Origin of the sequence: Ferrovibrio sp. (assembly GCF_002796975.1) — a bacterium.
Taxonomy (GTDB): domain Bacteria; phylum Pseudomonadota; class Alphaproteobacteria; order Ferrovibrionales; family Ferrovibrionaceae; genus Ferrovibrio.
The window spans coordinates 37,716-58,160 of record NZ_PEKV01000020.1; the positions used below are offsets into that span (position 1 = coordinate 37,716).

Consider the following 20,445-nt stretch of genomic DNA (forward strand, 5'->3'; position numbering starts at 1 on the left):
GCGACATCATGGCAGGGTTGCGGCCGGCGGTGGCCGCGATCACGGATTGTTGCATAAGCTATTGGTCCTCTTGCCTTATCCCGCGGGTTTCAGCACCATTGCAGGATGGACAGGGGGCGTCAGGCCGGCTTGATGCGGGCCGTGGCCGAAGCTGGCGACCGCGCCGCTTTCGCCGCGCTTTACGAGCATTTCGCCCCCCGGCTGAAAGCCTGGCTGATGCGGCTCGGACTGCCTGAGGATGTCGCCGAGGAGGTGATGCAGGACAGCCTGATCGCCGCCTGGCGCCGCGCCGCCAGTTTCGATCCCGCCCAGGCTTCGGTGGCCACCTGGCTGTTCATCATCGCCCGCAACAAGCGGATCGACCGCCTGCGGCGCGAAAGACGGCCGGAAATCGACCTGAATGACCCCGCCTTGGTGCCGGAGCCGGAGCCCGCGCCGGATGAAAAGGTCGATGCGGCCGAGGAGGAGGCGCAACTGCGTCGCGCGCTGCAGGCTCTGCCCGAGGAACAACTGCACCTGCTGCGGCTCGCTTTCTTCTCCGACCTGTCGCATCGCGACATCGCCGCGCGCGAAAACCTGCCGCTCGGCACGGTGAAATCCCGCATCCGCCTGGCGCTGGCGCGGCTGAAAAGCAGGCTGGAACAGGGCTGACGGCGGCCCGGTGCGCCGGTGAAATATAATTGCCATCCGACGATACGCGGTCTGGTTGTAACCCATTGAATAAGAATACAAAATAAATGACAGTCGGGTCATGTTACCGCTGTCCGATTCGTTTCGTCGGCCCTGAGATTTTGTAGTCCGTGTCGCGTCATCCCCTGCTTTTTGCCGACGATCGCATCCTGCTCAACCTGGCAGCCTACTGGTCTGCCAAGCGTGGCGGTCATCCGTTACCGCCACGCGCCGCGATCGATCCGCTCGACATGCCGCGCCGGCTGCTGCCGCATCTGATGCTGGTGGAACCAACCGGACGCGATCTCGAAGTGCGCTTCCGCCTGGTCGGCACCGAACTGGTGCAGCGTTTCCGCCGCGATGCCACCGGCAAGACCAGCCGCGATCTCTATCCGCAGGACAGCGACTATCGCAGCTACCTGGAGCAGATCTATTCCAGCGTGATCCAGCGCGGACAGCCGCTCTATGCCGACAACACGCGGCGCTTTCCCGAGGAAGGCGCCAGCCGCGTGCGTCATCTGCTGCTGCCGATCGCCGCCGAACCCGGCAGCAACCGCGCGGCGCTGGTGCTCAGCTCGATCAGCTGGAGTCTGGCCGACGACGGCGAGGGCCATCAGCCGCCGCCGTCGCGCGAGCGCCAGATCGCCGTCGAGGCGCTGGAAAAAGGTGTGCTGCAGGCCACGTTGCGCGGACTGCTCGATCCAATCTGATCCGGCCAATCTGATCCTTTCGTCCAACGCGCGGCGCGTAGCAGCGCAACAGCGTGTTCCGCTATACTCCGCGCAGCAACGAGAGGAAGACCGGATGGAGATCGACCCTTACACGGCAGGCATGGGCGGCGGCATGATATTGCTGTCTGTCATCGCCGGCTGGTCGACCGTCCGTTACGAACTCGACATGACGCAACAGTGGCGCATCGTGAAATATGCCAGCGCCGTGCTGGCGCTGGTGCTCGGCTTCGGCTTCTGTCAGCTGCTGGCGGGAAAGATTGCGATCTCGCGCGGCGTGGCGCCGGACGGGATTCTCGTCGTGCTGGCCGGCGCTGTCGTCGGCAGCTTCCTGGTGATGTGGATCGCGCAGGTCGTGGAATATGCCGTGCGCCGCCAGCATGGGCTTGACGCGCTGCCTTATCGCCTGATGCGCTTCGACCTGTTCCGCTGGTAGCCTATTTCAGCAAGGCCGGATCGAAGGAAAACAGCAGCGGGAAAAACGTCGCCCAGCTGTTCCAGCGCTGCGATCCCGCTTCACTCACCGACCACAGCAGACCGTCTTCGCCGCGCGCCAGGTCTTCCAGTCCTGCCATCGCCGCATGCTGCGCCAGCACCGCACCGGTCTGCGTGTCGATACGATAGAGTTTGCCCATGCGACCGTTGCTGGCGCTGATCCACAGATTGCCCTTGGCATCGAAGGTCGCGCCCTGGGCATGAAAGGGCAGCGTCAGGCTGCGCACGGCTTCCGCCGCGCGGAACGGTTTCGTATTGCCGCCGAACAACGTGGCGGGATCGGCGGCGATCAGCCGTGCCGCGCTATCCTCGCGACTGTAGCGGCCGAACCACAACAGCCTGCCGTCGAAGCTGAGGAAGTTGCTGCCCAGCGCCGGATCCTTGTCCAGTTTGCGCGGTGCGCCGACGGCAACCGCGATGCCGGCCTGTAACGATCTCGGAAGATCGAAGGCATAGAGCGCGCGCCCGTTGTCGGCGAGATACAGCAGGCCCCCGTCCGGCGTGGCGGCGAGGCCGTCGGCATGGCCGATGCTGGCGGGCAGGTCGAAGCCGCCGATTGCCGCGCCGTTTTTGGGATCGACCGCGAAGATTTTCGCCGCACCGCGATTGGTCTGCGGCTCGGTGCTCAGGTAAGTGCCGACGAACAGCGTGCCGCGCGCAAAGGTCAGGCCCTGCGGCACGTAGCCCTGATTGAGGCCGGGCGCCCAGTGGCGCTGGCGGATCGCAGGGTCCAGCGGCGTGGCCGAGAGCGCCCGTTCGGTATAATTCGGCGCCTCGCCGCCCATCCTGCCGGGTGTGGGCTGCGCAGGGGCGGGCGCGGCCAGCAATATAAGGAGAAGAGGGAGAAGCCGAAGCATAGCGGAACCATAGCGCCAGTCAGCCGCTTGTGTCCCCAGATCTATTCCAGCCCCTTGGCAAAAACCCTATCGCTACTTAAGTTTAGCCCATGTCCTCTGATACCGACGCCTGGCTTGAACGCCGCACCCTTGCCCGCCGCGCCACCCGCTGGCGGATCGTCGCGGTGCTGGCTCTGCTGGTCCTCGCCCTGATCGGGCTCTGGCGCCTCGATCCCGGCAACCTGATTGCCCAGCGCCAGGTCCATGTCGCCCGGCTCGAAATCAGCGGCGTGATCGCCGAAAACGACTGGTGGCTGGAGAAGCTGAAAGAGGCCGGCGAGGACGACCGCGTCCGCGCCGTGATCCTGTATATCAACAGTCCGGGCGGCAGCACCTATGGTGGCGAAGCGCTGTTCCAGGCGGTCCGGCAGCTCTCCGAACAGAAGCCCGTCGTCTCCGTGATCGGCACGTTGGGCGCCTCGGCGGGCTATATGGTGGCGATTGCCGGTGATTATGTGCTGGCGCGCGAAACCTCGCTGACCGGCTCGATCGGCGTGCTGTTCCAGACCGCCGAATTCTCCAAACTGATGGAGAAGGTCGGCGTCAGCGCCGAGACCATCACCTCGGGCCCGCTCAAGGCCGAACCCAACCCGACCCGGCCGATGAGCCCGGCCGGCCGGGCCCAGATCCAGAATATGGTCAACGAGACCCATGCCTGGTTCGTCGATCTGGTCGCCAGCCGCCGCGATTTGCCCCGGGACGAGGTGGCAAAGCTGGCCGATGGCCGGGTCTATTCCGGCCGGGCCGCCCTGCAGAGCCGGCTGATCGACGGCCTGGGCGGGGTGGCCGAGGCCCGCGACTGGCTGGCCCGGACGCACCGGATTCCGGCCGACCTGCCGCTCCGGGACATCCCATCGGAGCCTCCGGCGGGCCTGCTGGACGGGCTGGGCAGCCGGACCTTCGCCACCCTGGTAGGAAAAAGCCTTATCCCCGAACGGCTTAGGCTTGACGGGCTGACCTCCCTTTGGCACCCTGACTAAAGAACGAGGGGGCCCGCGGCCGCTGCGCAGGGAAAACCGATGATCAAGTCCGAACTCATCAACCGTCTTGCCGAACGTAACCAGCATCTGACGCAGCGCGATATCGAGCGCATCGTCGGCACGATCTTCGACGAGATCGCCACTGCGCTGTCGCGCGGCGACCGTGTCGAATTGCGCGGTTTCGGAGCCTTTTCGGTCAAGCGCCGTCCGGCACGCACCGGTCGCAATCCGCGCACCGGCACCGCTGTGGAAGTGCAGGAGAAATTCGTGCCCTTCTTCAAGACCGGCAAAGAGTTGCGCCAGAAGCTGAATCTCTCGGGCAAGCAAACCGTCGACGCTGAATAGTTTTTTTCATGGAGGCGTCATGCGCTTTCTGCGCGTTTTCATCGGCGCCCTGCTTCTCCTGATCCTGATTGTCTTTGCCGTCGCCAATAAAGATGCGGTGACGGTCAGTGTCGAACCGCTGCCGTTCGTGATCGAACTGCCGCTCTATCTGCTCGTCTTCGCAGTGTTTTTTGTCGGACTGGTGTTCGGTGTGGCGATCGGCCGGCTGAATGCCTGGTCATCGTCGCGCCGCAGGGCCGAAGCGGAAAAGCAGCGGCAGGCGCGACAGGCGCTGCAGGCCGTGAAGCCGGCTCCCACAGATAGCGCGCAACTGCCGCCGCCATCTCCCATCGTCTGACCACGGGCTGCTGCTGACATGCGTTCGATCGATGCCGCTGCCGTCCATGCAGCCTTGCCTTACGACAGGCTGATCCCTCACTTACGCGACGCCTTCCGCGCCGGTGGCGAAGTGCCGCTGCGCAGCCGCTTTCATATCGACGCTGTTGATGGCGGTGCCGGCGGCACGCTGCTGCTGATGCCGGCCTGGCAGCCGGGTCGTCATATCGGCATCAAGACCGTCAGCGTGTTTCCCGACAATGCGAAACACGGCCATGGTTCGGTGGCGGCGACCTATCTGCTGCTCGATGCGCGCACCGGTCACCCCAGGGCGGTGATCGACGGCGAGGCGATCACCCTGCGCCGCACGGGCTGTGCCTCGGCGCTCGCCGCCAGCTATCTGGTGCGCCAGGACGCGCGGCATCTTCTCATGGTCGGTGCAGGATCTCTCGCGCCGCATCTGATCCGCGCGCATTGCGCCGTGCGGAAATATACCCGCATCGAGATCTGGAATCGCAATCGCGCGCGTGCCGAGAAGGTCGCGGCGAACTTGCGCGATCTCGGTGTCACCGTGGTCGACGACCTGGAATCTGCCGCGCGAACTGCGGATACGATTTCCTGCGCCACGCTATCGCGCGAACCGCTGGTGCGTGGCGACTGGCTGAAAGCCGGCGCGCATCTCGATCTGGTCGGGGCGTTTACGCCGGAGATGCACGAGACCGATGCCGCAGCACTCACGCGCAGCTCGGTCTATGTCGACAATCGCGCCGGCGCCCTGAAAGAGCCCGGCGATCTGGTGACGCCGATCGCTGCCGGGCAGTTCAGGGCGGAAGATGTGCGCGGCGATCTGTTCGACCTGTGCCGTGCCGATAAAACCGCGCGGCAGAGCGACGCCGAGATTACGCTGTTCAAATCGGTCGGCCTGGCGCTGGAAGATCTTGCCGCGGCCGAACTGGTGGTCGAGGGCGCGACATGAAATCGATCATTGTCGGCGGCGGCATCATGGGGCTCTCGGCTGCGCGCGCGCTCAAGAAAGCCGGCCATGACGTGGTGCTGATCGAGCAGGGCACGCTGCCCAATCCGCTCGGCTCTTCGGTCGACCAGCATCGCCTGATCCGTTATCCGTATGGCGCGCAGCGCGGCTATACCCGCATGGTGCGTCATGCCTATCACGCCTGGAAACGCGTCTGGCACGACCTGAAGATGACGCTCTATGCCGAGACCGGCACGCTGGTGCTGAGTGGCGCCGGCGATGGCTGGGCAAAGCAGTGCGTCGAAGCGCTGACGGCGGAAAATGTCGAGCAGCTCGCCTTCGATGCCGAGAGTGTCACCGGCCGCTGGCCCATGCTGAATGCAGAGGGCATCGAGGAGGCGTTCTTCTGTCCCTCGGGCGGTGTGCTGTTTGCCGAGGCGATTGTCGCCGCGCTGAGTTCGCATTTGCGCGATCACGGCGTCTCACTGCTGACCAATACGTCTGTCGTTGCTGTCGATCCCGAAAAGGGCAGCGTCACGCTCCGCGACAAGACCGTGCTGCAGGCCGATCATGTGCTGGTCACGGCGGGGCCATGGACCTCGAAACTGCTGCCGGAGCTTGCGCCGGTGTCGCGGCCGTCGCGTCAGGTTGTCGTATATCTGCAACCGCCGGCCGACATGAGTGCGGCCTGGTATCAGGCGCCGATGATCCTGGAGATCGGCCTCAGTCAGGGTTTCTATCTGGTGCCGCCGCGCATCACCCGCGACGGCATGCGCACGGGGCTGAAGATCGGCGACCATACGTTTGGCCCGACCGCCGATCCCGGCAGCAACCGCGATGCGACGCCAGACGAGATCGAGGCCATCGTCGCCAAGGCGAAAAGCCGCATCGCCGATCTCGGCAGTTACGGCGTGGCACAGGCCAAGACCTGTTTCTACGATGTGGAGGCCGACGAGAAATTCCAGTTCCGCCAGCTGGGGCCGCGCGGTTATGCCTTCTACGGCACGTCCGGCCATGGTTTCAAGTTCGGGCCGGTGGTCGGCGAACTGATCGCCGACGTGCTGGCCGGCAAGGCCGGTTACGAAGAGACCGCGCGCTGGCTGGCGGGAGAAATCATAGACGTCCCGGCGGCTGCATCCGACAGCAGCGGATAGCGGCGCGGCTGGAACAGCTGGTAGTGCCACCATTCGTTGCGATAGAAGTCCCAGCCCGCCGCCGTCATGATGCCGAGCAGCACGGCGCGATTGGCCTGCTGCGCCGGCGTGATGTCGAGGCAGCCATGGAAGGCCAGCGGCGTGAAGGCATCGAAGCCGGTGCCCATGTCGAGCTCCTCGCCGTCCGCGTCCACCAGCGTGACATCGACCGCCGCGCCGCGCGAATGCGGCGAGCCCTTGCGCGGGTCGGCCAGGAAATCCGGATCGGGCGTGTGGTTCCACAGCGCCCAGGCCGCTTCGGTCGGGCGGAAGGCGTCGAAGACTTTCAGCCGCAGGTCCATATGACCGGCCAGCGCGATGGCTTTGCGCAGCAGGTCGGCGGCTTCGGTATTGAGAAAGCAGGCCGGGCGGCTGTATATGGGCGCACCGGTCAGGTTGTCGGCCGTGGCATAGCGCAGGTCGAGCAGCACCGGAAATTCGGGCGGCCTGATTTCAACGAGCGACATGCGACGGACTCCGGAATGACACGTCTGTTTTCCTATCACCGGAGCTTGCCTTCGTGAAGCTGCTCGGCATCGATACCGCGCTGAATGCCTGTTCCGTCGCCATCGTCGACGGCGACAGGACTTTGGCCTGCGTGGTCTCGGCCGGCGGCAAGGGCAATGCCGAACGGCTGCTGCCGCTGCTGGAGCAGGCGCGCCTCGAAGCCGGGATTGAGCTGGCGCAGCTGGACGGCATCGCCGCCACCATCGGACCGGGCTCGTTCACCGGTATCCGCACCGCGCTGGCCACGGCGCGCGCATTGGGCCTGGCGCTGAAGATTCCGGTCTGGGGCATCACCACGACGGAGACTCTGGCCCAAGCTGCGATCTTGGCTGCGGCACAGCCGGGCATGAACACCGTCGCCGTGATCGATGCCAAGCGCGACGAAGTCTACATCCAGTGCTTCGCAGCGAAAGATGGCGCGCCGCTCACCGGACCGCAATTGCTCAACATCGCCGATGCGCCGGCGATCCTGCCGCCCGGTCCGGCTCTGCTGGTCGGCAGCGGCAGCGAACTGCTGCAAGCAGCCACGCAACGTGACGACCTGCGGCTGTCGCCTGTCTCGCCCGATCCCGATCCGGTGCTGGTGGCGCGGCTCGCCGCACAGCGTCCGCGGCCGACGACATCGCCGTCGCCGCTCTATATCCGGCCGCCCGATGCGAAACTGCCATCCGCTGTTGTTGCCGCGCCGGCGAAACTGACGGTCAACATCCAGACCTGCGGCATCGAAAATGCCGCTGTGCTCGCCGCCCTGCATGACGCGGCCTTTGCCGGCGCGGACAGCGGCGAGCACTGGGACGAGAAAAGCCTGCGCGAGCTGCTGGCGATGCCGGGCGCGCTGGCCCTGCTGGCCCTGCAAGGCGGCGAACCTGTCGGCTTCATCCTGCTGCGTCTGGCGGCCGACGAGGCCGAGATCATCACGCTCGCCGTACAGCCACCATGGCAGCGCAAGGGCGTGGCGCGGCGTCTGCTCATGGTTGGTCTCGACAAGATGACCGGGCGCGGTGCGCAGCAGTGTTTCCTGGAAGTGGCAGAGAACAATACTGCTGCGCGTGCGCTCTATGCCTCTGTCGGATTTGCCGAGGTCGGTCGCCGGTCCGGCTATTATCGTGTCGCCGGCGCCGCGCCGCGCGATGCTGTACTCATGCGCAAATGATTATGGTGCATCCGTAAGTATAAGTTGCAGATTCGGTCCGCGAACACGTCAAAATACCGTCGAGCTGCGCTGGCATTACTGAATTCGCTGACTGTATAATCCGCGCGCCCGGATGTTTTACGCTGTTCAGGAGCGCGACGATGGCCCATTCCGCCGACCGGCCCGCCGACCGATCTGAATTGCTGGCACTCACCGCCGAGATCGTCGCCGCGCATGTCTCCAACAACAAGGTCGATGCCGGCGAACTGCCTGCACTGATCCGCCAGATCTATGGCACGCTGGTCGAGATCGGGGCTTCCGCGTCGGGCGCGGATGGTGCGGCGCGCAGCGGCGACCGTCCGGCGCCGGCCGTGCCGGTGAAGAAATCGGTGACGCCGGACTACATTATCTGTCTCGAAGACGGCAAGAAGCTGAAGATGCTCAAGCGGCATCTGATGAGCCATTACCAGCTGACGCCGGAACAGTATCGCGAACGCTGGGGCCTGCCACCGGATTATCCGATGGTGGCGCCGAATTATGCGATCCGCCGCCAGGTGCTGGCCAAGAAGATCGGCCTGGGCAAAGGGCGGCGCGGGCGATAACACGCCATTTGCTGCTAAGTCTTTGTTGCAGCAGGCGGCCTGTACGTTTCATCGCGCGGCGGGCCATGCTATAACGCCGTCAGTCTGACAGGGATTCTCGTTCAATCAAAAGAAGGCCTTGGGCGCATGAGCAGCCGCCTCGAACAACTCTGCGAACAGCTTGGCATGCGGATGACCGATCAGCGGCGCGTGATCGCCCGCGTGCTGAGTGCGTCGCACGATCACCCCGACGTGGAAGAACTGCATCGTCGCTCTGTGGCGGTCGACCCGCGCATCTCGATTGCGACGGTCTATCGCACCGTGCGCATGTTCGAGGAAAACGGCATCCTCAGCCGCCTCGATCTCGGCGATGGCCGCGCGCGCTACGAGGAAATGCCGGAATCGCATCACGACCACCTGATCGATACCCGCAGCGGCAAGATCATCGAATTCAACGATCCCGAACTGGAAGCGCTGCAGGACCGCATCGCGGCGCGTCTGGGCTACAAACTGGTCGATCACCGGCTCGAACTGTTCGGCGTTCCGCTCGACGACAAGGACGGCAAGAAGGGCAAGGCCTGATCCTGGGTCTGATGCCTTGTTCCTGACGTCCGCTTTTACATGACGGCACCATTCCAATGACGGCACGCGCCGTATTCACGCTCGGTATCTTCCTGGTCTGGACGATACTGCTCATCCCCGTGCAGATGCTGCTGATCCGGCTGAGATCGCCGCTGATGCGTAGCCTGCCGCATTTCTATCACCGCACCGTGGCGTCGCTGCTGCGCGTGCATGTGCGCCGCGTGGGCGAGCCCTCGGCCGCAGCGCCGACGCTGTTTGTCAGCAATCATATCTCCTGGCTCGATATCGTCGTGCTGTCGGCGGTGATGCCGAATGTCAGCTTCATCGCCAAGCAGGAAGTCGGCACCTGGCCCTTCTTCGGCACGCTGGCGCGGCTGCAGCGCACCGTGTTCGTCGAACGCGAAAAGCGCCAGCGCACCGCAGAACATCGCGATGAGATGATCGAACGTCTGGCCAATGGCGACAGTCTGATCCTGTTTCCCGAAGGCACCTCGTCGGACGGTCTGCGCCTCCGTAATTTCAAATCGGCGTTCTTCGCCGCCGCCGAACGTCCCATCGGCCACAAACAGCTGACGGTGCAGCCGGTGTCGATCGGCTATGCCAGGCTGAATTACATGCCGGTCGGCCGGCGCTGGATGTCGTGGTTCGCCTGGGTCGGCGACGAGGATCTGGTACCGCATCTGTGGCGCTTCCTGAAAGCCGGCCCGAGCGAGGCGGTGGTGGAATTTCACCAGCCGGCCACGATCGACCAGTTCAATTCGCGCAAGGGTCTCGCCGCCTGGTGCCACCAGCGCGTTCTTGAAGGCCTGAGCGACATCAATGCCGGCCGCGATCCCGGCCGCCGCACGCCGCCGCAGAAACAGGATCCCGGCGCGCAATTCCTCGTGGACCGCATTTAGGGCATCTACAGGCAGGCCTCTGGACTGCCGCGTGGCAATGTCCTATAATAAGATATTGTTTTAAAAAGATTATTTCCTAAATAGCACCGGATAAGCCGAAAGAAGCGCGCAACAAGCCAGAATAAGGGTCAAATAAGCAAAAATAAGCATGTCATAAGCCGGAATAAACCTCGTTTAAGCCCGGAATAAGCTCGCCCAAGCGGCCGGCTGATCTGTCCGCGGACAGTTTAACCGTTTGATTTCCCTATGAAGAATCGATGACGGTACCTGGTCGCCAGCGCGGTTGTGCTTTCCTTGCGGCGATTCGGGTGCTACCTTCGGATTCGGTCGTCATTCATCACCAAGGAGCGTCTGGGGCGCCGCCCGATCTTCTCCCGGCACCCGCCCCGCTGAAACCCGGACTTGGCCAAAAAGCTGTTCATCAAGACCCACGGCTGCCAGATGAACGTCTACGACTCCGCCCGCATGGCGGACGTGCTGGCCCCGCTCGGATACGCCAGGACCGAGACGCCCGATGACGCCGACATGGTGATCATCAACACCTGCCACATCCGCGAAAAAGCCGCCGAGAAAGTCTTCTCCGAACTCGGCCACTGGCGCATCCGCAAGCATGCCGCCCAGGCCAGGGGCGGCGATGTCACCATTGCGGTGGCCGGCTGCGTCGCCCAGGCCGAGGGCAAGGAACTGGTCAACCGCGCGCCGTTTGTCGATCTCGTGGTCGGCAGCCAGGCCTATCACCAGCTGCCGGAACTGCTGGCGCGCGCCGAACGCGCCCGCGTCAAAGGCACCGGCGGTCGCGGCATCCTCGCGACAGACTTTCCGCCCGATTCAAAGTTCGATCATCTCCCCGACGAGATCAGCGTTGCGCCGGGGCCGGTCGGCTATCTCGCCGTGCAGGAAGGCTGCGACAAATTCTGCACCTTCTGCGTCGTGCCCTATACGCGCGGCGCCGAATATTCGCGCCCGGCCGCCGCGATCCTGCGCGAAGCCGATCGTCTCGTCGCCACCGGCGTGCAGGAGATCGCGCTGCTCGGCCAGAATGTGAATGCCTGGCATGGCGAAGGCCCCGATGGCAAAAGCTGGTCGCTCGGCCGGCTGCTGCGCGTGCTCAACGACCGTTTCGCCAAAACCCATCCGCACCTGCGCTGGCGCTACACGACATCGCATCCGCGCGAGATGGACGACGAGCTGATCGCCGCACACGCGGACGTCGCCGGCCTGATGCCCTTCCTGCATCTGCCGATCCAGGCCGGCTCGGACTCGGTGCTGAAGGCGATGAACCGTGGCCATCGCGCCGAAGACTATCTGCGCGTGGTCGAGAAGCTGCGCGTAGCAAGGCCAGATATCGCGCTGAGCGGCGATTTCATCACCGGCTTCCCCGGCGAGTCCGACGCCGATTTCGAACAGACGCTGAAGATCGTGCGCGAAGCGCGCTTCGCCGCCGGCTATTCCTTCAAATACTCCAACCGTCCCGGCACGCCGGGCAGCCTGATGGGCCGGCAGGTTCCGGACGCCGTGAGCAGCGAACGGCTCCATGCGCTGCAGGCCCTGCTGCAGGATCTGTCGGGCGACTTCAACCGTGCCTGCGAGGGCCGCGAACTGGATGTGCTGTTCCAGAAGCCGGGCCGCCAGAGCGGTCAGCTGATCGGCTATTCGCAATACATGCAGGCCATTTATGTGGCCGATCCGATGCTGAAGATCGGCGACCGCCTGCCGGTGACGATCACCGGCGGTTATGCCAATTCGCTTGCCGGCGAGATCGTCCGGCGAGAGGCCGCGTGACGCGGGCGCGGCCCGGAGATCTTTTGGAAGCAACGAGGCTGAAGCCTGTGAGCGATGCACGCGGCCCGGATACATCCGGACAACCGATCATTCTCGATTTCGATGACAACCGCCTGCTGGCGCTGCTGTTCGGCGAGCATGATCGCCATCTGGCGCGCATAGAGGAACGGCTCGGCGTGGCGGTGGCCTCGCGCGGCAACCGGCTGATGATCACCGGCGCCGCCGAGGCGCAGGCGCAGGCCAGGAAAATTCTCACCGATCTCTATCGTCGGCTCGAAGGCGGGGCTGAAATCGAGATGGGCGATGTCGATGGTGCGATCCGCATGACCCAGGGAGGTCCGATGAATGCTCCGGTGAGTGGTAATGCAAAACTGCGTGACAAGGCGGAACTGATCCGCGACGACCGGCCGGTGCCGGACGGTGCGGTACGCACCAAGAAGCGTGTGATCCTGCCGCGCTCGCATACGCAGAAACTGTATTTCGACGCGCTGCAGACGCATGAACTTGTGTTCGGTCTCGGTCCGGCCGGCACCGGCAAGACCTATCTCGCCGTGGCCATGGCAGTGAATTTCCTGCTCGAAGGCCGTGTCGACCGCATCATCCTGTCGCGCCCCGCCGTCGAGGCCGGCGAACGCCTCGGCTTCCTGCCCGGCGACATGCGCGACAAGATCGACCCCTATCTGCGTCCGCTCTACGACGCACTCTACGACATGCTGCCGGCCGAGCGCGTCGCCAAGGGCCTGGAAAGCGGCGAGGTGGAAGTCGCGCCGCTTGCCTTCATGCGCGGCCGCACGCTGGCGAATGCCTTCGTGATTCTGGATGAGGCGCAGAACACCTCGCCGGTGCAGATGAAGATGCTGCTGACCCGCCTGGGCGAGAATTCGCGCCTGGTGGTCACCGGCGACCTGTCGCAGATCGATCTGCCCATCGGCGTGCCGTCGGGCCTGCGCCACGCGCTCGACATCCTTGAAGGCACCGAAGGCATCGGTTTCGTGCGCTTCGGCGAAGCCGACGTGGTGCGTCATCCGCTGGTCACCAAGATCGTGCGCGCCTATTCGGCGCATGAGCAGGAATTGGGCCTGTCGCGGCCGGATGCCGCCGGTCGTCCGCGCCGTGGATAGGTTGAACTGAGCCGCCGAATTTGCCACAAAGCACTGCACCATGCCCGACGGTTCCAGTATCGAGATCGATATCCGCATTGCCAGCAGCGCCTGGCGTGCGGCTTTGCCCAATCCGGCCGCCGCGGTGCGCCGTGCTGCCATCGCCGCGCTGAAGGCTGAACTGCCGCCCAAAGCGAAGACCTCGCTCAGCATCCTGCTCACCGACGATGCCGAGATGCGCAAGCTGAATGCCGGCTGGCGCGCCAAGGACAAGCCGACCAACGTGCTGTCCTTCCCGGCTGAAAACGCGGTCGATCCGGCCCGGCCGCCGGCCTGGCTCGGCGATGTGGCGCTCGGGCTTGCCACCTGTCAGCGCGAGGCACGCGAGCAGAAAAAGGCTCTGGCCGATCACGTGACGCACCTGACCGTGCATGGCGTGCTGCACCTGCTCGGCTACGACCATATGGACGACGAGCAGGCGGAGGCCATGGAGCCGCTGGAGACCGATATCCTGGCTGCCATGGGCATCGGCGATCCCTACAAGCCGGCAGCGTCCAGAAAGCCGAAGGCGGCAAAGCCGAAAAAGCAGGCCGTGAAGAAAAAGACAGCAAAGAAGAAAGTCGCAGCGCGCCAGAAACCTGCCGCGAAGCGGAAGCGCACAAAATGAGCGAGACGCGGGAAAACGGCGCCACACTGTGGAAGCGGCTGCTGTCGCTGCTGCGCGGCCGCCACGACGAGTCGCTCCGCGACAGTATCGAAGAGCTGCTGGAAGAGCATGCCGACGACAGTTCCACGCCGGAGGAAACCGCCGAGCGTGCACTGCTGCGCAATGTGCTGGAAGTGGGCGAGCTGCGCGTCGGCGAAATCCGCGTGCCGCGCACCGACATCATCGCCGTGCCGCTGGAGATCGAATTCGACAAGCTGGTGAAGACGCTGGTGGATGCCGAGCATTCGCGCCTGCCGATCTATCGCGGCAATCTCGACGACGTGATCGGCATGATCCANNTCGAAACCGGTGCTCGAACTGCTGCGCGAGATGCGCGACACCCGTGTGCATATGGCCATCGTGGTCGATGAATATGGCGGGCTGGATGGTCTGGTCACCATCGAGGATCTGGTCGAGCAGATCGTCGGCGAGATCGACGACGAACATGACGTGGCCGCCGGTGGCATGCTGATCCAGCGTGCCGATGGCGTGCTGGAAGCGCTCGGCCGCTGTCCGATCGACGACCTTGAGGAAAGGCTCGGTCGCAGCCTGCTCGATCCCGAGGAGGACAGCGACGTCGACACCGTGGGCGGCCTGATCGTGTCGCATCTCGGTCGCGTGCCGCTGCGCGGCGAGCTGATCGAGCATCCCGGCGGGCTGACCTTCGAAGTGCTGGAAGCCGATCCGCGCCGCGTCAAGCGCGTGCGCATCCGCCAGCCGGTGCCGCACTCCAGCGCCGATGCGGCGTAATCATCGCTGTCCTGTGGACGGTAAAAATGGGACCCCGGGTCAAAAGCCCGGGGTGACAATAAATTTTAGCCGTCATTCCGGCTCGCGCCGATGAGTAAGCTTCACGATATGGCCGCCCGCTGGCAGGGTTTGCGCGGCTGGCGTCGCTATGGCGCGGCTTTGCTGCTCGGTGTGCTGCTCGCCGGCGCCCAGGCACCGCTGTCGCTTTGGCCGCTGGCCTTCGTCTGCTTCATCCTGCTGCTGCTGCTGGACGATGGCGGCGCCAATATGACTTCGCGGCGCCGCAGCTTCTTCACGCTGTTCGCCTTTGCTTACGGCTATTTTGTCGCCGGACATTACTGGATCGGCATTTCCTTCTTCGTCGATGCAGCGAAATACGCGCTGCTGCTGCCGCTGCCGGTACTCGGGCTGCCTGTCGTGCTGGCGGTGTTTCCCGCCACCGGAGCATGGCTCGCCTGGCTGGTCGCGCGCGGCAACCGTCCACTTTACATGCTGCTGATGCCATTCGGCTGGCTGGTCGGCGAATGGCTGCGCGGCCATGTCGCCACCGGTTTTCCGTGGAACCTGGTCGGCTATGTCTGGGGCGACTGGCCTGCGGCGATGCAGCTGGCATCCTATATCGGCGCGCAGGGGCTCGGCCTGCTGACCATGCTGGCGGCGAGCGGCATGGCGCTCGCTCTGCTCGGTCGTCGCATCGCGCTTGTGCTGCCGGCGCTGCTGGTCATGGCGATGGGGCTGGCTGCGCTACGTATCCCGTCTGACATCGCCATGCTGCCCGACGTGAACCTGCGGCTGGTGCAGCCGAGCATCGAACAGACGCTGAAATGGCAGGACGGCCTGCGCCAGCAGCACCTGCAGCAGCATGTCGCGCTCAGCCTGCAGCCAGCCGACAAAGCGCTCACCCATGTGATCTGGCCGGAGACGGCGATCCCCTATCTGCTGGATGAGGAACCCGGCCTGCGCGAGGCGCTGGCGAAGCGACTAGCGCCGGGCACGGTGCTGATCACCGGCGCGCCCAGACGAGAACTGCGTTCGGAGAACCCGCGTGACATCGCGATCTACAACAGTGTCTTTGCGCTCGGCAGCGATGCGCAGATCGTGGCGCGCTACGACAAGGTGCATCTGGTGCCGTTTGGCGAATACCTGCCGTTCCGCAAGATTCTCAAGCCACTCGGCCTCGATGCGATTGCAGCTGGCGCGGTGGATTTCTCCTTCGGTCGCGACATGGCGCCGATTGCAATTCCGGGCCTGCCCTTCGCGCGGGTGCTGATCTGCTACGAAGCGATCTTCGCCGATGAATCGATGCAACAGTCCGATGCGGCGCCGGCGGCGGGCTTGCTGCTCAATGTCACCAACGATGCCTGGTTCGGCACCTCGTCCGGCCCCTACCAGCATCTCGTCGCCGCAAAATTCCGGGCTGTCGAACAGGGCCTGCCGCTGGTGCGCGCTGCCAACAACGGCATCAGCGCCATCGTCGATCCTTATGGGCGCATCACGGTGCAGCTTGGGCTCAATGAGATCGGCGTCGTCGATGGCGGTTTACCGGCCGCAATCGCACAGCGTCCACTCTATGCGCGTATCGGCGATGCGCCTCTGCTCGTTTTTGCGATAGTGAGTCTCATCGCTGCTTTTGCTGCACTGCTCCGGACCGCAAAGCATTGACCGCGCCGCCCCCAACGGCTTTAGTCGGGGCTGGTTTAGTCCAGCATGTGATTGTGATTACCGTACAAGAGTAGAGGGCAATTCAGTGCCGAAGAATTCGGTTGATGTGCATGTCGGCAACCGTCTGAAGTTGCGCCGCACCATGGTCGGCATGAGTCAGGACAAGCTCGGCCAGATGGTCGGCCTGACCTTCCAGCAGATCCAGAAATACGAGAAGGGCGCCAACCGCATCGGCGCCAGCCGTCTCTATCAGTTCGCCACCCTGCTCGATGTGCCGCCGGCCTATTTCTTCGAGGGGCTGGAAGGCCAGCCCGTGACCTCGCGGGACGGCCGCACCCTCAGCGCCGCCGTGCCGGCCGACAGCCCGGCCGCGACAATCACGCGGGAAGATGTGGAATTGCTGCGGGCCTTCCGCGGCCTGCAGCAGCCCGGCCTGCGCCGCCGCATCATCGACCTGGTCTGGGCCATGAATGGCGGCACGGACGCCGCCGATCCCGCGATTGAGTCCGAAACCCTGCCGGCCGCCTGAACCGGCCCAGCCCCGCAGCCAATAGGGTCGCGCCCCAAGACGGTCACGCTGTTGGGCTTGACCATTGCGGCAACCTCTGCGAAATAACCGGACTTTCGCGTTTTCCCAATTCCGGCGTGCGCCAAGCGACCGGTGCGGGGATTCGCCAGCTTCGGGCCGGTTGGCGCGGCCGCTTGAGGAGATATAAACGTGGCGCGTTCCTCTTATCTGTTTACCAGTGAATCCGTTTCCGAAGGCCATCCGGACAAGGTCTGCGACCAGATCTCCGATGGCGTGCTGGATCTCTTCCTGAAGGAAGATCCGTATGCGCGCGTGGCCTGCGAAACCCTGACCACCACCAACCGCGTCGTCATTGCCGGCGAAGTGCGCGGTCCGAAGAGCCTGGTGTCGAAGTCGGGCGCGGTGAACAAGAAGAAGATCGAAGAGGTGGCGCGCGCCACCATCAAGAAGATCGGCTACCAACAGAAGGGCTTCCACTGGAAGACCGCCAAGGTCGACGTGCTGCTGCACGGCCAGTCGGCCGACATCGCCGTCGGCGTCGACTCCGCCGGCAACAAGGATGAAGGCGCGGGCGACCAGGGCATCATGTTCGGCTACGCCACCAACGAGACGCCGGAACTGATGCCGGCGCCGCTGCAGCTGTCGCACAACATCCTGTCGGCGCTGGCCGACGCCCGCCACAGCGGCAAGGAGCCGCTGCTCGGTCCCGACGCCAAGAGCCAGGTCACGCTGCTCTACAAGAACGGCAAGCCGACCGGCGCCACCGCCATCGTGGTGTCGACCCAGCATGCCGCCAAGGACAAGAAGGGCCGCCAGCTCGAATCCGGCGACATCAAGCGCATCGTGAAACCCTATGTGCAGAAGGTGATGCCGAAGGGCTGGATGTGCGATGACGAGCATTTCTACGTCAACCCGACCGGTCGCTTCGTCATCGGCGGCCCGGACGGCGATTGCGGCCTGACCGGCCGCAAGATCATCGTCGACACTTACGGCGGCGCGGCCCCGCATGGCGGCGGCGCCTTCTCGGGCAAGGATCCGACCAAGGTTGACCGTTCGGCCGCTTACGTGTCGCGCTATCTGGCGAAGAACGTGGTCGCCGCCGGCCTGGCCGACAAATGCCTGATCCAGCTCTCCTATGCTATCGGCGTCGCCTATCCGCTGTCGGTCTATGTCGACACTTACGGCACCGGCAAGGTCGACGAGAACAAGATCGCGAAGATCCTGCAGGAGCTGGTGAAGCTGAGCCCGCGCGGCATCCGCGAGCATCTCAAGCTGAACCGCCCGATCTATGCCCGCACGGCTGCTTACGGCCATTTCGGTCGCAAGCCGGAAAAGGACGGCGGCTTCTCCTGGGAAAAGACCGATCTGGTCAAGGACCTGAAGTCGGCCTTCAACGTCCGCTGAGGATGTTGAAACACGACCGTGTCTGACGAAGAGCCCGCGGCCGCGTCCAGACGCCTGATTTACGGGCGTCGGCGCGGCCGCAAATTTTCCCCCACCCGCGAAACCACTTTCGCCGACTGGCTGCCGCGCCTGAGCATCGCCCTGCCTTCGGCCGATGGCGTGCTCGATCCGGCCGCGCTGTTCGCGCAGCCGATGAAGGCATACTGGGCCGAGGTCGGCTTCGGCGACGGGCAGCATCTGTTTGCGCTGGCACAAGCCAATCCCGAGATCGGCTTCCTCGGCGTCGAACCTTACGAGCCCGGCGTCGCCAAGCTGGTTTCGCATATTGCAGCCCGCGTCAGCACAGGCGGGCCGGACAATATCCGCATCCTGATGGACGATGCCCGGCTGCTACTGAAGGCGCTGCCTGATAACAGCATCGCGCGCGGCTTCACGCTGTTTCCCGATCCCTGGCCGAAAAAGCGCCATCAGTGGCGCCGGATCGTGAATGCCGACACGCTCAGCGACTGGGCCAGGCTGATCCCGCCGGGTCATGAACTGCGACTGGCGACGGATGTGCCGGATTACCAGCGCTGGATGCTGCGTCATATACTGGCCGAGCCTCGCTTTGACTGGCTCGCCGAAACCAGCCGCGACTGGCTGCAGCGCCCGGCCGACTGGCCGGCCAGCAAATACGAGCAGAAGGCCATCGCGGCGGGCCGCACCCCGCATTACTATCGGTTGCGCAGGGTCTGAACCCTCAAGTCCGACAGCGTAAGAGGCGCCGATGCCGCTCCGCCTGCTGGCGGCCGCCTTTGCCGCGGCACTGCTGGCCACGATGGGTCTGATGTTTGCGCGCGTGGCCAGCGCGCCGACCAGTCTGCTGGATACCCGGGCGGGTGATTTCCTGCTGCTGCATCATCTCGCGCTCGGCCTGTTCGGCGGCTTTGTGCTGCAGATTTTCCTGCTTTATCGGCCAAATACCGGTTTTAACCGCGCCCTGGCCTGGGGCGCGGCCGGGTTTCTGGCGCTTACCCTGATGCCCTGGCTGGTGCTGCCCGAAACCGTGCCCGGCCAGGTGACCGCCGGGCATCCGCTGCGCTGGCTGATCGTGGCCGGCTGCACGGCGGGCGGCCTGTGGCTGCTCTGGTCGCCGGGAGTGGCTGAGAAAGCGCGCCGGAACCGCCGGATCGCCGGGCTGGGCCTGATCCTGCTGCCGCTGCTGGCCGGGGCGGTGGGAGGCGGCAATCCGGGCCCGCCGGAGGCCGGCGCGCTGGAGGCAGCCGGCGCGGATCCGGCTGGCGCTCTGGGGCCAGAGCTTGCGGTCTGGCGCGGGCTCGGCCTCAATCTGCTGTTCTGGCTGCTGCTGGGCCTGTTTTCGCTGCTGACCGCCCGCCGGATCGTGCAGCGGCCCCAGGGCGCGGACGAGGGGGAAAATCCGCCTGGAAATGGACCGGGGGACGGACCTGGCATCGGCCCGGGAATGCCCTGATTCGAAAGGGTTAAAACAGGCGCAAAAGCCTTGCATTGGCTGATTTTGCCGCTATAACAGCGTCCGACATTGCTGGCCTGGTCCATGGCTGGATCGGGAAGAGGACATGGGCCGGACGGCCCATTTTTTGTTTCTGCCGGCGTAGGGCAGAGACACCTCGGGCCGGCAGCAAGATCGACAGGATTTGAAGGCAAGGAACCCACGCACGCATGGATGCGGCGACCCGGATTGCGGATTTGATTGCACCTACGCTGGAAGGCATGGGTTTTCAGCTCGTGCGCGTCAAGCTGATGGGCACCGAGCGACCGGTGCTGCAGATCATGTTCGAACGCGACACCGGTGGTGCGCCGCATGACGGCGGCATCACGGTGGACGACTGCGCCGAGGTCAGCCGCGGCGTCAGTGCCGTGCTCGATGTGGAAGATCCGATCAGCGGCGCCTACCGGCTGGAAGTGTCCTCGCCGGGTCTGGACCGTCCGCTGATCAAGCCGGCCGATTTCGCCCGCTTCAAGGGCTTCGCCGCCAAGGTGGAACTCGGCCGTCCGCTCGACGGTCGCAAGCGTTTCCAGGGCCGCATCGGCGGCCTGGAGGGCAACGAACTGCTGCTGCGCGACGAGGAGAAGGGCAGCGAAGCGCGTCTGCCCGTGGCCGAGATCGCCAGCGCCAAACTGATTGTCACCGACGACCTGATCACCGCGAGCCTCGCGGGACGCAGTGCGGCGGCGAACTAAGTCTTTACCGGTAAG

At 64.6% G+C, this 20,445-nt stretch carries 24 protein-coding genes; 22 read left to right on the forward strand and 2 right to left on the reverse strand.

Features of this window, described 5'->3' with window-relative positions:
- Window positions 1-132 precede the first annotated feature (132 nt).
- The 3 genes from CTR53_RS19490 (at window position 133) to CTR53_RS19500 (ending at window position 1,833) form a co-directional block, all read left to right on the forward strand.
- On the forward strand, window positions 133-651 hold the full coding sequence (locus CTR53_RS19490) for a sigma-70 family RNA polymerase sigma factor (protein ID WP_290817501.1): 519 nt from the start codon (window positions 133-135) through the stop codon (window positions 649-651).
- A gap of 149 nt (window positions 652-800) precedes the next feature.
- A complete protein-coding gene (locus tag CTR53_RS19495) occupies window positions 801-1,379 on the forward strand; it encodes a PAS domain-containing protein (protein WP_290817504.1) in 579 nt (192 codons plus the stop codon).
- A 94-nt stretch (window positions 1,380-1,473) separates the two neighbouring features.
- Window positions 1,474-1,833 carry a hypothetical protein gene (locus CTR53_RS19500; protein ID WP_290817505.1) on the forward strand — a complete coding sequence of 120 codons (360 nt, stop codon included), beginning with the start codon at window positions 1,474-1,476 and terminating at the stop codon, window positions 1,831-1,833.
- Window position 1,834: 1 nt separating this feature from the next.
- Here CTR53_RS19500 and CTR53_RS19505 read toward each other — a convergent pair whose 3' ends face one another.
- Window positions 1,835-2,749: a hypothetical protein gene (locus CTR53_RS19505; protein WP_290817508.1), complete on the reverse strand. Its 915-nt coding sequence runs from the start codon at window positions 2,747-2,749 to the stop codon at window positions 1,835-1,837.
- Between the two features lie 89 nt (window positions 2,750-2,838).
- On the opposite strand from CTR53_RS19505, the gene sppA reads away from it, so the two are divergent.
- Genes sppA through CTR53_RS19530 form a run of 5 tightly spaced genes read left to right on the forward strand, consistent with a single transcriptional unit; the run spans window position 2,839 to window position 6,555 of the window.
- The gene (sppA, locus tag CTR53_RS19510) at window positions 2,839-3,768 is read left to right on the forward strand and encodes a signal peptide peptidase SppA (RefSeq protein WP_290817510.1); all 930 of its coding nucleotides are present in this window, start codon (window positions 2,839-2,841) and stop codon (window positions 3,766-3,768) included.
- A gap of 39 nt (window positions 3,769-3,807) precedes the next feature.
- Window positions 3,808-4,113, forward strand: a complete 306-nt coding sequence (gene ihfB / locus CTR53_RS19515) for an integration host factor subunit beta (RefSeq protein WP_290817512.1) — start codon at window positions 3,808-3,810, stop codon at window positions 4,111-4,113.
- A 19-nt stretch (window positions 4,114-4,132) separates the two neighbouring features.
- On the forward strand, window positions 4,133-4,450 hold the full coding sequence (locus CTR53_RS19520) for a LapA family protein (protein ID WP_290817515.1): 318 nt from the start codon (window positions 4,133-4,135) through the stop codon (window positions 4,448-4,450).
- A gap of 18 nt (window positions 4,451-4,468) precedes the next feature.
- Window positions 4,469-5,404, forward strand: a complete 936-nt coding sequence (locus CTR53_RS19525) for an ornithine cyclodeaminase family protein (protein ID WP_290817518.1) — start codon at window positions 4,469-4,471, stop codon at window positions 5,402-5,404.
- Window positions 5,401-6,555: an FAD-binding oxidoreductase gene (locus CTR53_RS19530; protein WP_290817520.1), complete on the forward strand. Its 1,155-nt coding sequence runs from the start codon at window positions 5,401-5,403 to the stop codon at window positions 6,553-6,555. The genes CTR53_RS19525 and CTR53_RS19530 overlap by 4 nt, the downstream gene beginning before the upstream one ends.
- Here the strand turns inward: CTR53_RS19530 and ddpX are convergent.
- The gene (gene ddpX / locus CTR53_RS19535) at window positions 6,480-7,061 is read right to left on the reverse strand and encodes a D-alanyl-D-alanine dipeptidase (RefSeq protein WP_290817523.1); all 582 of its coding nucleotides are present in this window, start codon (window positions 7,059-7,061) and stop codon (window positions 6,480-6,482) included. The genes CTR53_RS19530 and ddpX overlap by 76 nt on opposite strands.
- A 53-nt stretch (window positions 7,062-7,114) precedes the next feature.
- Between ddpX and tsaB the strand changes: the two genes are divergently transcribed.
- The 14 genes from tsaB (at window position 7,115) to rimP (ending at window position 20,430) form a co-directional block, all read left to right on the forward strand.
- A complete protein-coding gene (tsaB, locus tag CTR53_RS19540) occupies window positions 7,115-8,254 on the forward strand; it encodes a tRNA (adenosine(37)-N6)-threonylcarbamoyltransferase complex dimerization subunit type 1 TsaB (RefSeq protein WP_290817526.1) in 1,140 nt (379 codons plus the stop codon).
- Between the two features lie 140 nt (window positions 8,255-8,394).
- The gene (locus tag CTR53_RS19545) at window positions 8,395-8,835 is read left to right on the forward strand and encodes a MucR family transcriptional regulator (protein WP_290817529.1); all 441 of its coding nucleotides are present in this window, start codon (window positions 8,395-8,397) and stop codon (window positions 8,833-8,835) included.
- A gap of 126 nt (window positions 8,836-8,961) precedes the next feature.
- A complete protein-coding gene (locus CTR53_RS19550; protein WP_290817532.1) occupies window positions 8,962-9,396 on the forward strand; it encodes a Fur family transcriptional regulator in 435 nt (144 codons plus the stop codon).
- A 56-nt stretch (window positions 9,397-9,452) separates the two neighbouring features.
- Complete coding sequence (locus CTR53_RS19555) at window positions 9,453-10,295, forward strand: 1-acyl-sn-glycerol-3-phosphate acyltransferase (RefSeq protein WP_290817535.1); 843 nt, start codon at window positions 9,453-9,455, stop codon at window positions 10,293-10,295.
- Window positions 10,296-10,697: 402 nt separating this feature from the next.
- Entirely contained in the window at window positions 10,698-12,077 is a 1,380-nt protein-coding gene (gene miaB / locus CTR53_RS19560) for a tRNA (N6-isopentenyl adenosine(37)-C2)-methylthiotransferase MiaB (RefSeq protein WP_290817538.1), read from the forward strand.
- A gap of 47 nt (window positions 12,078-12,124) precedes the next feature.
- Entirely contained in the window at window positions 12,125-13,198 is a 1,074-nt protein-coding gene (locus CTR53_RS19565) for a PhoH family protein (protein WP_290817541.1), read from the forward strand.
- A 40-nt stretch (window positions 13,199-13,238) separates the two neighbouring features.
- Window positions 13,239-13,844, forward strand: coding sequence for an rRNA maturation RNase YbeY (gene ybeY, locus CTR53_RS19570; protein WP_290817544.1), 606 nt, complete (start codon window positions 13,239-13,241; stop codon window positions 13,842-13,844).
- A 369-nt stretch (window positions 13,845-14,213) separates the two neighbouring features.
- Complete coding sequence (locus tag CTR53_RS19575; protein WP_290817547.1) at window positions 14,214-14,633, forward strand: transporter associated domain-containing protein; 420 nt, start codon at window positions 14,214-14,216, stop codon at window positions 14,631-14,633.
- 90 nt (window positions 14,634-14,723) lie between these two features.
- A complete protein-coding gene (gene lnt / locus CTR53_RS19580) occupies window positions 14,724-16,295 on the forward strand; it encodes an apolipoprotein N-acyltransferase (protein WP_290817550.1) in 1,572 nt (523 codons plus the stop codon).
- A gap of 85 nt (window positions 16,296-16,380) precedes the next feature.
- Window positions 16,381-16,824: a helix-turn-helix domain-containing protein gene (locus tag CTR53_RS19585; RefSeq protein ID WP_290817553.1), complete on the forward strand. Its 444-nt coding sequence runs from the start codon at window positions 16,381-16,383 to the stop codon at window positions 16,822-16,824.
- Window positions 16,825-17,013: 189 nt separating this feature from the next.
- Window positions 17,014-18,228, forward strand: coding sequence for a methionine adenosyltransferase (gene metK / locus CTR53_RS19590; RefSeq protein ID WP_290817556.1), 1,215 nt, complete (start codon window positions 17,014-17,016; stop codon window positions 18,226-18,228).
- 18 nt (window positions 18,229-18,246) lie between these two features.
- A complete protein-coding gene (trmB, locus tag CTR53_RS19595; protein WP_290817559.1) occupies window positions 18,247-18,963 on the forward strand; it encodes a tRNA (guanosine(46)-N7)-methyltransferase TrmB in 717 nt (238 codons plus the stop codon).
- 31 nt (window positions 18,964-18,994) lie between these two features.
- The gene (locus CTR53_RS19600) at window positions 18,995-19,699 is read left to right on the forward strand and encodes a hypothetical protein (RefSeq protein WP_290817561.1); all 705 of its coding nucleotides are present in this window, start codon (window positions 18,995-18,997) and stop codon (window positions 19,697-19,699) included.
- 209 nt (window positions 19,700-19,908) lie between these two features.
- Window positions 19,909-20,430, forward strand: a complete 522-nt coding sequence (gene rimP, locus CTR53_RS19605; protein ID WP_290817564.1) for a ribosome maturation factor RimP — start codon at window positions 19,909-19,911, stop codon at window positions 20,428-20,430.
- Window positions 20,431-20,445 lie beyond the last annotated feature (15 nt).